At 54.8% G+C, this 11,613-nt stretch carries 9 protein-coding genes and 1 pseudogene; 2 read left to right on the top strand and 8 right to left on the bottom strand.

Annotated elements, in window-relative coordinates; all coding sequences use genetic code 11:
- Nucleotides 1-328: 328 nt before the first annotated feature.
- The 7 genes and pseudogenes from O3A94_16360 to O3A94_16330 all read right to left on the bottom strand — a co-directional run bounded on the left by O3A94_16360 (nt 329) and on the right by O3A94_16330 (nt 7,495).
- On the bottom strand, nt 329-625 hold the full coding sequence (locus tag O3A94_16360) for a hypothetical protein (GenBank protein MDA1357826.1): 297 nt from the start codon (nt 623-625) through the stop codon (nt 329-331).
- A complete protein-coding gene (locus O3A94_16355) occupies nt 622-1,713 on the bottom strand; it encodes an ABC transporter ATP-binding protein (protein ID MDA1357825.1) in 1,092 nt (363 codons plus the stop codon). The genes O3A94_16360 and O3A94_16355 overlap by 4 nt, the downstream gene beginning before the upstream one ends.
- Before the next feature lie 9 nt (nt 1,714-1,722).
- On the bottom strand, nt 1,723-2,589 hold the full coding sequence (locus tag O3A94_16350; protein MDA1357824.1) for a carbohydrate ABC transporter permease: 867 nt from the start codon (nt 2,587-2,589) through the stop codon (nt 1,723-1,725).
- A 1-nt stretch (nt 2,590) separates the two neighbouring features.
- Complete coding sequence (locus tag O3A94_16345) at nt 2,591-3,508, bottom strand: sugar ABC transporter permease (GenBank protein MDA1357823.1); 918 nt, start codon at nt 3,506-3,508, stop codon at nt 2,591-2,593.
- 105 nt (nt 3,509-3,613) lie between these two features.
- Nucleotides 3,614-5,047 carry an extracellular solute-binding protein gene (locus O3A94_16340; protein MDA1357822.1) on the bottom strand — a complete coding sequence of 478 codons (1,434 nt, stop codon included), beginning with the start codon at nt 5,045-5,047 and terminating at the stop codon, nt 3,614-3,616.
- A 106-nt stretch (nt 5,048-5,153) separates the two neighbouring features.
- Nucleotides 5,154-6,251, bottom strand: a complete 1,098-nt coding sequence (locus O3A94_16335) for an ABC transporter ATP-binding protein (GenBank protein ID MDA1357821.1) — start codon at nt 6,249-6,251, stop codon at nt 5,154-5,156.
- 199 nt (nt 6,252-6,450) lie between these two features.
- Nucleotides 6,451-7,495 (bottom strand): annotated as a pseudogene (locus tag O3A94_16330) (IS5 family transposase).
- A gap of 443 nt (nt 7,496-7,938) precedes the next feature.
- On the opposite strand from O3A94_16330, the gene O3A94_16325 reads away from it, so the two are divergent.
- Together O3A94_16325 and O3A94_16320 are read left to right on the top strand one after the other, a co-directional pair.
- Nucleotides 7,939-9,084, top strand: coding sequence for a mandelate racemase/muconate lactonizing enzyme family protein (locus O3A94_16325; protein MDA1357820.1), 1,146 nt, complete (start codon nt 7,939-7,941; stop codon nt 9,082-9,084).
- A 53-nt stretch (nt 9,085-9,137) separates the two neighbouring features.
- Nucleotides 9,138-10,244 carry an LLM class flavin-dependent oxidoreductase gene (locus O3A94_16320; GenBank protein MDA1357819.1) on the top strand — a complete coding sequence of 369 codons (1,107 nt, stop codon included), beginning with the start codon at nt 9,138-9,140 and terminating at the stop codon, nt 10,242-10,244.
- Between the two features lie 141 nt (nt 10,245-10,385).
- On the opposite strand, the gene O3A94_16315 is transcribed toward O3A94_16320, so the two are convergent.
- Nucleotides 10,386-11,519, bottom strand: coding sequence for a recombinase family protein (locus tag O3A94_16315; GenBank protein MDA1357818.1), 1,134 nt, complete (start codon nt 11,517-11,519; stop codon nt 10,386-10,388).
- Between the last annotated feature and the right edge of the window lie 94 nt (nt 11,520-11,613).

Raw genomic sequence — 11,613 nt, 5'->3', positions numbered from 1 at the left:
CTGGGCACTGCTCAGGTACGAGCGTATCTACCAACCGACGCCCGCCTAACGAACTGGAAAGCGGGCGCCAACTTGCGAGGGTAACAACGATTTGATGGCGAAACAGGGTAACACCCGAGATCGGCCAAACCCGAGGCATTGTCCGAGCATCCAGCTCGTTAATGTGACTGGGCGTCGATCTTTCGGATTCCATCAGGGCCAGCGGTCAGCGTGCCGCGGCGAAAGGCCGGATAAATGACTGCAAGCTCTACCGCCGTTTCAAATCAGATTTTCCCTTGCAACACCGGGGGCGTCCATACATGACAATGCCAATCTTACAGCGCGTCAGCTAAGTGAGAAGCAGATAAACGAAGCCGATGGCGATTCCGACCGCAACCAACAGAATGGCGATGACGATGGCCATGACGCGAATGACGCGGCGCACGCTGTTTTGTGTATTGGCGAAAGGCACCACATTGAAAACAAGGCCGCCGATCACCACCATGATGCAGCCGGCAGTATAGAGCTCTTTAACGAAAGGCTGAAAAATAAACAACAGGGCGAGCAGGCAGATAGTCAGGACCGAGGCGACGATCAGGCGCGCGGTGCGGGGCGACATGTTGCGGCTCAGTTGCACGGCCTTCATGCGCCGATCCTTTTGCCGTCACTGTTGAACAGATGAAGCTGTCCAGCGCGCGGACGTACATGAATGAGGGAGCCGAGAGGGGGTGCGGCGCGATGGTCGGTGACGACGCGCAGTTCTTCGACTTCCGTTGTTACATGCAGCAATGTCTCGGCGCCCATCGGTTCAATCAGATCGATTTTCCCGGAGAGCGTATCTGCTGCACTTTCCGAGGCCAGGTCAAAGCTACGCGGCCGCACGCCGATGATGATTTCCGCCTGTGCGGAGACCGGTTCGAATATTGTCGAATCAATCGGCAGAGTTAGGCCTTGGCGGCATATCTGCAACTCTATGCCGCCGCCGTTTAGCTTTAGGTCGCGCCCATCGAGCAAATTCATTTGCGGTGTGCCAATAAATCCGGCGACGAATTTATTGGCCGGGCTGGCGAATATTTCATGTGGTGTCGCTACCTGCTCAATCAGGCCGTCGCGCATCACGGCGATGCGGTCGCCAATCGTCAATGCCTCAATCTGATCATGGGTGACTATCACGCTGGCTTTGTTGAGGTCCGAAAGCAGCATTTTGATCTGGCCGCGCATTTCCTGGCGCAGTGCGATGTCGAGTCGGCTGAGCGGCTCGTCAAACAGGAAGCATTGCGGGTTGCGGATAATCGCGCGGCCCACGGCGACACGCTGCTTCTCGCCTTCCGACAACCTGCCGGGGATGCGGTTGAGAGCGTGGTCAAGTTCGAGAATTTTTGCGATACGCAGAACACGCTTGTCAATTTCCGCATTGTCCAATTTTTCCGCATGCAGCGGATAGGCCAAGTTCTCGGCCACGGTAAGGCTCGGATAAAGCGCGTAGAACTGAAATACCATGGCAATGTCGCGCTGCGCCGGCTTGAGGTTGTTGACCCGCTTGCCGGCGATAAAGATATCGCCTTCGCTGGCCCATTCGAGGCCGCCGATCATACGCAATGTTGTCGTCTTGCCGCAGCCCGAGGGTCCGAGCAGGCACATCACTTCACCCGCATCGACATCGAGATCGACCGAATCAACTGCCGTCAGGGTGCCGAAGCGTTTGGTCAGGTTGCGCAGTTCGATATCAGCCATGCCCCTACCTCAACGCTTGATCGTGCCAAAAGTGACGCCGCGCAGAAGTTGGTTCTGCAGTAGGAAAGTCACCAGCACGACAGGAATGAGAAACAATGTTTCAATTGCCGCCAGCAGGCCCCAGCGCACGCCGATATCGCCGCCGATGGTCGACGCCATGGCGACAGGCACGGTGCGCGTCTCAATACCTGTTAGCAACAGGGCGAAGAGATATTCGTTCCAGGTAAGAATGAGGCCAAAGACTGCTGTCGCGGCGATGCCCGCCTTGACTTGCGGCAGGCAAATTTTGAAGAAAACCTTGATCTCGGACGAGCCGTCCATGCGCGCTGCGTCCTCCACTTCGCGCGGCAATTCATCGAAGAAGCTCTTCATCATCCAGATGGTGAAGGGCAGGTTGAAGGCGGCATAAAGCATGATAATGCCGAGATAACTGCCGGCCAAGCCGGTAACGCGAAACATCAGAAAAATCGGAATGATGACGATGATAGGCGGCAGCATGCGGGTGGTGAGAATAATGAACATGTAGGTTTCATTGCCCTTGAGCGGATAACGCGAGAAGGCGTAGGCCGCGAGCGTGCCAATGATCAAGGCAATCAGAACGCTGGTGCCGGCGATAAAGATGCTGTTGAAAAAGAACAGGTCAAATTTTGAGTCGACCGCCTCACCGCCGGTTCGATAAACGCGCGAAAACACCGCTGAAAAATTTTCTAGGGTTGGCGTAAAGAAGAATTTTGGCGGCACCGTGAGAGCGTCCGTATGGGTCTTGAACGCCGTTAGAATGATCCACAACACGGGAAAAAAATAGATAAAGCTGATGACTGCCGTAATGGCACTTCGCCCCAACCCGGCCTTACCGATTTCCTGTTTTTTTATCATGTCAGGACTCGTCCTCAACCGCGCGCTGGCGTACGAAGAATAGATAAAGATTGGTCAGCACAATAACCGTGAACAACAAAATATAGCCGAGAGCGGCGGATTGGCTGGTTTTGAAATACTGAAATGCGACGCGGTAGACATAGACAGCGATTGTCTCCGTCGATGTGCCGGGGCCACCCTCGGTGACAATCCAGACGATATCAAAAAGCTTAAACGCCTCGATCGTGCGGAACAGGATAGCGAGCAGCAACAGGCCGCGAATATAGGGGAAGGTAATCGTCCAGAAGCGCCGCCACGCAGAAGTGCGGTCGATCTCCGCCGCCTCGTAAAGATGCTTGGGCACACTCACCAGGCCGGCTAGTACCAGCAGCATGACGAACGGCGACCACATCCACACATCGGCAAAAATAATGCCAGCAATGGCGCCTTCGGGCGAGGAGAGCAGGATGTAGGTCTCGCCGGTAATGGCTTTAATCGCCTGGCTCAGCAGGCCGAATGTGGGCTCGTAATAATATTTAAAGAAAGCGCCCACGGCGACAAAGCTCAGCATCATCGGCGTCAATACAAACATCAGCATTACACGTCGGCCGAGGAACTGTTTTTCGAACAACAGGGCAAGTAGGAAACCAACGACAAGTTGCAAAATCACATCGATGGAGACCACCAGGGCGGTCGTCTGGAAGCGGTCCCACACATTGGGGTCTTCTAATATTTTGATATAATTCTTAAACCAGACGAATTCCGGTTCTTTGATACGGTTGGCGCGATATTTGAAAAAGCTCAGCCCGAACGACCACAGCAGCGGAAATATATTCATCAAAACCAGCACCGCCAATGCCGGCGTGACGAGCAGCGGTCCGCGATTCTCGGAGATGAAACGCGCGATCAGGCTCTGTTTTTGATAATATCGATCGGACACTGACAGTTCCGCTTAAAAAATGGGTTGCATGATAAATTTAGAAAAAGGAAGCGCCGGGGATAGCCAAACACCACCCCCGGCGCTTCTTATGTAACAATCCGTCTACTACTCAATGCGGTCTGCTTCGCGAAGCAGTTCGTCTTGGAACGCGGCAATCGAGTCCAGAGCTTCCTGAGCGGAAATCTGGCCGGTGATCGCTTTGTCAAAGGTTTGCTGCTGTTGCACGAGAAGTTCGAAGAACTCCGGAATGTGCCAAACATCTTTCTGCCATTTCAGCTGCGGACCGAAGGCATGGTTCCACGGTCGGTAGCCAGCATAGGTATCGCTGTTATGCACGCTTTGCAGGCCGCTCTGGCCGCCGGCCGCAGCGAATTTGTGCTGAGTATCAGAGGACAACCACCATTTGACGAAGTCGACCGATTCCTGGGTCACGAGATCACTATTCCAGGTAGTCAGCACGAAGGGCTGGCCGCCGATATTGGACCAACGCTCAATGCTGCCGTCGCTGTTCCTGAGGCCCGGCATCTGGGCGAAATCAACTTTGTCCGCAACCTTGGAGGTTGCCGGCGAGATCGCTGATTCAGCGAAGCCAATCCATTGGATATTGGCTGCCGTTTTGCCCTCACGGAACAATTCGTCGGTCTTGAAGATATCCATGGTGCCGGTCTTCACCACCGGAGGCATAAATTTGAGCAGAGAAAGATAATGCTCGAACGCTTTGATCGCCGTCGGTGAGTTGACGACGCCGAGCGCTTGGCCGTTCGGCTGCTTAGTTTCGTCCCAAGTATCGCCACCATGCTGCCAGATAAAGCCGTTGATCTGCATGGTGTTGAAGTCGTAGCCGATGCCCGCCTGATAGGTGAGACCATAGAAATCGTCAGTGAGTGTCTCGCCGGCCAGGGATTCGCCTGCGCTGCGGCGGAAAAATTCGCTGAAATCGCGCACTTGGTCCCAATCGGTGTTGTTCATCTCAGTCGGCGAGCATGGAAGTTTGTAGCCGTACTTACCCTTGAACGCGGCCTGCTCGTCAGTGTCGCAGAAAATATCCTTGCGGTAATAGTTTACCAGCACGTCCGGCATCTGCGGGAAGCCGTACAAATTATCCGACTTGTGCGGATAGGTGGAATAGGCGTCGACTAAGTTGGGATGGAGGTCCTTAAAGATCGCCTGAAGCTCCGGATCGGCATCGATGATGTCGTTGAGCTTCATGAAGTAGCCACCTTCGATGAAGGTGCCGAGCCACTGACTGTCGCTCACCGCCATCTGATATTTCTCTTCACCCGACGTCAGCGAGGCGGCCAGTTTTTCGTAATAGTTGCCCCACGGCGTAAAGTCGAGGGCGATGGTGACATTGTTGCCGCTTGGCGCCTTGTAAAATTTGTTGGCCAGATCCTGCATGATGTGGGTCGGCGGCCAATCGGGCACCGCCATATTGATGGTGACGTCTGCAGCTGAGGCGGCACCGCCGAAAGCGCCCGAAATCGCTACGGCCATTGCGCCCGCCAACAGGGCCATTTTGCCCTTCTTAAACAATTCCATAATATTGAACTCCCTGTCTAAAAGTTAAGGTTGAACGGATCTTATTGCCGGGCATTCTTGCGGGCCCTTTGAAAGAAAAAGGATCAAGCGTTTTTGCTTTGTGAAGTCACATAACCAGAGCGCCTGACTCTTTTAAAAATAAACGGCCGTCGTGCGGATTAAAGCGCACTCGAATTTCTTCACCGGCGCCGTGACGCGCGCCTTCCGCCTCCGGTACCACCATTTTCAGCACCTCGTTTGCGGCTATTAAACCAAGAATAGTGATGTCTCCCTGTGGTTCGGTGATGGCGATCTCAGCATCGAATGCGCTGCCCGTTTCACTATCTCCGGCAAGTTTTATGTCTTGCGGGCGGACGCCGAGGTAAAATTCCGTGCCGGCGCCGAAGGCTGTGATCGAATCTCTTAAATCCGCCGCTTGCACATTTAAAAACGGCAGTTCTAGGCTGGGTTCATCGCCATCGCGGCGTAACGTTGCCGGGATAAAATTCATCGGCGGGTCACCGACAAGGCGCGCCACTTTGCGGTCGCGCGGCGCGTCGTAAAGCTCGCTCGGTGTTTCGATCTGCACAATTTTACCGTCGATGATCACGCCAACGCGCTGGCCCATGCTGAGCGCCTCGAGCTGATCCGGCGTGGCGTAAATCATGGTCATGCCAAGCTCGCGGTGCAGGCGTTTGAATTCGGCGCGCATATCATGCCGCAGCTTGGCGTCCAGATTTGTTAGCGGCTCATCAAGCAACAATAATGTGGGGTTGCGGATGATGGCGCGACCGATGGCTAGGCGCTGCTGTTCGCCGCCGCTAAGCGATGCAGGCTTGCGCGTCAACGTGTGGGTAATGCCGAGCATTTCCGCGATCTCATCAACACGCCGCTTAATCTGTTGGCGCGGCAATTTCTCTTCGCGCAGCGGATAGGCTAAATTTTTAGCCGTGCTCATATGGGGATAGAGCGCGAAGTTCTGAAACACCATCGCAATGCCGCGCTGCTGCACAGGAACATCGGTCATATCTATGCCGTCGAGCACAATCCGCCCGGCGTCCAGTTTCTCTAAACCGGCGATGGCACGGAGCGTTGTCGTCTTGCCGGCAGCGCTCGGCCCGAGGATGACGAAAAATTCGCCGTCTTCCACCTCAAGGTCGACATGCTGCAGCGCTTCGATCTTGCCGAAGTGCTTGACTATGCCCTCTAGAACGAGCTGTCCCAACTGTTCTTCTCCACTGATTGTGTAGAGCGTGGCATTCAAGTTGATTTAAGGGCGCCTCGAATAATGCCCATTCCGGTGACGATAGATTAAATCAGGCTCGATGCGAAGAATTTTTGCAAGATTCATTGGTTTTTCAGCGTCCCAGCGGGGCATTGACCTCTGAACCGCTGTTTCAGGCAGAGTCCCACCCTGGGTGCGATCATGGTGGTGCTGTGGCTAAGTGTTCCAACTGAGCAAGGCGGCGCATGTTGTAGGCCAGGTTCTTGAGCCCTATGCGCGCCTTGGCGCGGATGATCCCGATACTGCGCACCAATGTTCCGCCGATATCGTTGCTTTGAGCCCCGAATATATGCTCCACCCGAACACGGGTTTTTGAGCGGGTTTTATTGCCTTGCTCCTGCCGTTTGCTCAGAGGCTTGTTACGGTGTCCCTTATAATGGATACGGCTCGTCAGACCTTTTTCCCTTAGCATCGTTTCGATTTCCGCCGACCGGTAGGCGCTATCCGCCCAGACATCGGATGCCGTGTTATCTGCGTCAAGGACCGCTTCAAGGGCTTGGCTGTCATGCACCGAAGCAGTCGTCACGTGGTAACAACGCACAAGCTTATGCCGACGGTCCACGTTGATATGGTTCTTGTAACCGTAGTGGCTCTTGCCATGCTTCTTGGTCCACCGGGCATCCGTATCTTTTTGGCGGAACTTGGTCGGTTTATCCATCCAGCCCTCCGGTGTCTCACCGACTTTGATCTTTGCATTCTCATCACGCTTGTTGTGCTGGGTGGGAACGGAAACGATGGATGCGTCGATAATCTGTCCACCCATCGCCAGATAACCCCGGTCTTTACAAATAGCTGTCGAAGTTCTCGAATACCGTCGCGATCATACCAGCCTGAGACAACTGTTCTCGATACAGCCACACTGTCTTGGCATCGGGAACTTTATCTTCAAGGCCTAATCCCAAAAACCGAACGAAGGAAAGCCGGTCGCGAATTTGGTATTCCACCTGATCGTCTGACAAATTATAAAGCGCACAGAGCACGATTGCCTTGAACATCACCACAGCATCCCATGGCTTGCGACCCGCCGATGACTTGCGCTGATTGGCTGGTTTGCGCTAGACCGCTTCAAGGTGAGGGCGGAAATCTTCCCACGGGACGACGCTGTCTATTTTTAATAGCGGATCATTTTTGGCATCCAAGTCTGCATAGCGATTGGCGATGTCAAAAAATCCAAGCTGGCTCATGTTTTGCCCCCTGATCTCAACGTCGTGCTAACGTGATTCTATCAGATCAAAAATCAGGGTGGGGATTTTTAGAGGTGCCCGTAAATAAATCGATAGACTTTTTATTTTTTTGCCGATTGTTTTCGGACTGAAGCCGTATATTTTGTAAGCTCGAACGCACGCAGACGAATTCCCAAATCGCTATTACACATTTATAGCAAATGTAAATCAAAATTCATAGCGAATGTAGGCGATGTTAGACTAAATGAGTTGGGTTGCTGTGCGCCTGACATCACCGTCTCGTTGCAATGTGACCGCGTCCGCGGTAATAAAACTATGTTGTTTGGGTCGCTGGCTAAATATAGGGCGATTTATCTTTCTTACGGGCGGCGGCGAGTTATCTGCGTAGCGCGGCCACGCTGTTGAAAATTAATTTGGCAAATAGACAAAGTGAAAGCGTCAGCATGGTCAAAATCGCAAAAATTGAGGCAAGCGCGCATTCGCGCCCGTTTACAGAGGGTGTGATCCGCATGGGGCTCGGGCGCAACGTCAAGCGCGACTTTGTGTTCGTTAAGGTGACGGCGGATGATGGCACCATCGGCTACGGCGAGGCCCATCACGGCCAGAACCTCACCGCCATGACGGAAGTCATCGAAAAGGGCGTCGGTTCGCTGATTATCGGCGCCGATCCGTTCGACAGTGAAGGCATTTGGGAACGCATCAAGCGCCAGCAAATTCAAACCCATGGTCTCGGCGCGGGCAGTATTATTGCCCTGGCCGGCATTGATCTCGCGCTTTGGGACCTGAAGGGTAAACTGCTTGGCCAACCGGTTTATCGCCTGCTCGGCGGCGCAGCGAAAAAAATTCGCGCTTATGTCGGCGGCCTGACGCTCGGATTCCAGCCACTCGATACGTTGGAAAAGGAGGTCGCCGGGTTTCTCGAGATGGGCTTCACCGCGATCAAGATGCGGGTCGGCGATACGCCCAAGAAGGATGCCGAGCGAGTCAGCCATATTCGCAAGACGTTCGGCGACGGCATTGATATCGCTGTGGACGCGGCAACGCGCTATACGGTTACAGATCTGCCGGAAGTGCTCGATTATTGCGAGACCAACCGGGTGTATTGGCTGGAAGAGCCGTTTTCGCCGGATAATGTGCCGGGCTATCAGGAGCTTTCCAGACGCACCAGCATCCCCATTGCGGCGGGCGAGAATCATTACACCCGCCAAGCCTTCCGCGAACTTTTTGAGGCCCGCGCCATCACCATCTGCCAGGCCGACTGCACCAAGGCAGGCGGCATCACGGAGGTCAAGAAAATCGCCGACATGGCCGCCGCCTGGCATTTTCTCGCGGCCCCCCATACCAGCCATTCAATAATTGGCGCCGCGGCCAATGTCCATCTGCTCTGCGCCATTCAAAACGGCCTGATCTTCGAAGCCGATGTGGCGCCGATCAATCCGTTCCGCACCGACCTCGCGCGCAATCCGCTCACCGTAGTGGACGGCTATATCGAACCAAGCGATGCGCCCGGCTTCGGCCTCGATATCGACGAATGCATTCTCGAGCAATATCCAGCCCTGCCCGGCCCATGCTACATCCCGGCCAGCTAAGGTATTTGAAGAAACGATAAACCTGAGGGAATCAAAACAAGGAAGTCAATCTCATGCAACTTGGCATATTTATGCATCCGATTCAGGATTTCAAACGCGGCTACCACACCCTTCTCTTGGAGGACATGGAGATTATTAAATGCGCCGACGAGCTCGGCTTTGATGAAGTTTGGCTGGGCGAGCATTTTGCCCTCCCCTCTGAACCGATCCAATCGCCATTGATGCTCTTTGCCGCGCTCATTCCACAGACCAAGAATATTAAATTTGGCGCCGGCGTGATGTGTCTCCCCTATCAGCATCCGGCCATCATCGCCGGCCAGGCGGCGCAGTTTGACCATATGTCGAAGGGGCGCTTTTATATGGGCATCGGGCCGGGCGCAACGCCGCCCGATTTCGAGATGTTCAAGATAGCTGACCTCGACCGCATGGCCATGCTGGAAGAATCGATCGATATGATCCACGGCATCTGGGCAACCGATCCGCCCTATGAATTCCACGGCGAATTCTGGGATTTCGAGATCAAGCATAATATTCTGCCTGATCTCGGTGTCGGCGCCATGGGCAAACCTTATCAGGACCCGCATCCACCGGTCATGCTGCCGGCCATGAGCCGGGGCTCGGGCAGCATCCGTCTCGCGGCGCGGCGCGATTGGATGTCGATCTCGGCCAATTTCGTGCCCGAAGATGTGTTGAAAGAACATTGGCTACATTATGCCGATGAGCGACAAAAACACGGCCTGCCGGTGAACGGCGAAAAGTGGCGCGCCGGGCGCACGCTGCTGGTGTGCGATACGGACGAAGAAGCCCAGGCCTATCTCAAGAGCCCGGATTGTGCGTTCCGCTGGTATTTCGAATATATCATCGGCATCACCAGCTATGGCGGCTTCGTCCATATGCTGAAACACGACCCGGACATGCCGGACGACGAGATCACGGTGGATTACTGCATCGAAAACATTGTCATGGCTGGCAGCCCTAAAACGGTAGCCGACAAGCTAGCCCAGTTCCGCGAAGACACCGGCCCCTTCGAAACACTCATCATCTCGCACCATGACTGGGTGCACAAAAAACTGTGGCGCCGCCACATGGAACTAATGGCCACAGAAGTAATGCCCCGCCTCCGCGACGCCATCGGCTGGGACAAGGAAGCGGCGGAGTGAACCCAGGGCCGAGAGGATTATCCGAATACCTGCTCAGCTGTCGGGCATATATATGAGATTATTCTTCGGTCGGGGCCGCACGCTACTGGTATCGCGCCAGCCGCATACACTGCAAATTCGGGTAGCGATCATGCATGTTCGTCAAATCTGGACTGAAAGAAGAGTCAATTCTCGGTGGTTTCGGGCCCCCGCCACCATCAAGACCCTACCACCGTCGCTATTTTGCGCCGCAGTAGTTTTGCCCTGAGTGAAGGCGATAATTTCGGACAAGGCACCGATCAGAATGACTTCGGGCTTGCCGCGCTCTTCCCCCTTGTGAACCTCGATGCGATCGATCATGGCGCGTATCAGCTCCATGGCCTGAGGGCGGGAAGATTCATCGGTCAACAAGGATTGCAGTTCAGCGACTTTCCTGCCGTACAGTTCAGCGATGTTGGGATGGAGTTCAACTTCTTGCTCCAAGTGATCCACCTCGAGTGTCCTCTCCAATTCGTGTTTGCGGCCTTCAAGGGAGCGCAATTCGTCACGCACCAGGCCAGGCTCTCCGTCGCCTTCGGTGATGAAGTTCAGGCAGCGCTTGATGGCCCTGTTAACCTTGTTCAATTCTTTATGCGCCTGCCGCTCGTGGCTGCCGCGCTGCTTGCGCAACCGGGTAATTTCAGCTTTGAACTCGGCGACGAACGCCTCGATCAGAATCTCGTTGCCGAGCAGGATATCTTTGAGGCCGCTGAGTATGCGGTTTTCAAGGTCGATCGCCTTGATGCCGACAGAACTGGCGCAGGTACCTTGCTCCCGCTTGGTCGAGCAATAGTAGCGGACGCGGTTGACGATAGTCATCGAGCCGCCGCAGCGACCGCATTTTACCAGCCCGGTCAGCAGGCGCTTTTTGGTCTGGCGCCGGTTGCCGGGCTGTGAAGCGTAGCGCGCTTTGATTTGCTGGACTCGGTCCCATATGCCGTCGTCGACAACACGCAGAGCTGGGACGTCGGTGATGACCCACTCATGTTCCGGGTTGAGCCGCGAGCGCCGTTTGCCGGTTTCCGGGTCCTTGATAAATCGTTGCCGGTTATAGGTAATGCGGCCGAGGTATAACTCGTTATTGAGAATGCCGTTGCGACGCTGGCGGCTGCCGTTGATGGTGGAGGCGTTCCAAGGCCCGCCGCGCGGGCCGGGGATATTCTCCGCGTTGAGGCGCCCGGCAATGCGGCGCGGCGCCAGACCATCGGCATATTCCTGGAATATCCGTATCACGATTGCCGCCTGAACCGGGTCAATTTCTCGTTCGCCCGTAGATACGGAGCCGTTGTCCAGAATACGGCGGACGAGGCTTTGTCAGACTAACTAGGCATGATCTGGCTGATCAGAATCT

It is taken from the genome of Pseudomonadota bacterium, from assembly GCA_027624955.1.
Lineage (GTDB): Bacteria > Pseudomonadota > Alphaproteobacteria > UBA828 > UBA828 > PTKB01.
Note: the sequence above shows the minus strand (reverse complement) of the source record. Positions and strands in the feature narration are given on the sequence as shown.

What these genes read in the sequence shown, in the direction of transcription:
- O3A94_16360 (MDA1357826.1), bottom strand. Translation starts at nt 625, where the DNA reads ATGAAGGCCGTGCAACTGAGCCGCAACATGTCGCCCCGCACCGCGCGC.
- O3A94_16355 (MDA1357825.1), bottom strand. Translation starts at nt 1,713, where the DNA reads ATGGCTGATATCGAACTGCGCAACCTGACCAAACGCTTCGGCACCCTG.
- O3A94_16350 (MDA1357824.1), bottom strand. Translation starts at nt 2,589, where the DNA reads ATGATAAAAAAACAGGAAATCGGTAAGGCCGGGTTGGGGCGAAGTGCC.
- O3A94_16340 (MDA1357822.1), bottom strand. Translation starts at nt 5,047, where the DNA reads ATGGAATTGTTTAAGAAGGGCAAAATGGCCCTGTTGGCGGGCGCAATG.
- O3A94_16325 (MDA1357820.1), top strand. Translation starts at nt 7,939, where the DNA reads ATGGTCAAAATCGCAAAAATTGAGGCAAGCGCGCATTCGCGCCCGTTT.
- O3A94_16320 (MDA1357819.1), top strand. Translation starts at nt 9,138, where the DNA reads ATGCAACTTGGCATATTTATGCATCCGATTCAGGATTTCAAACGCGGC.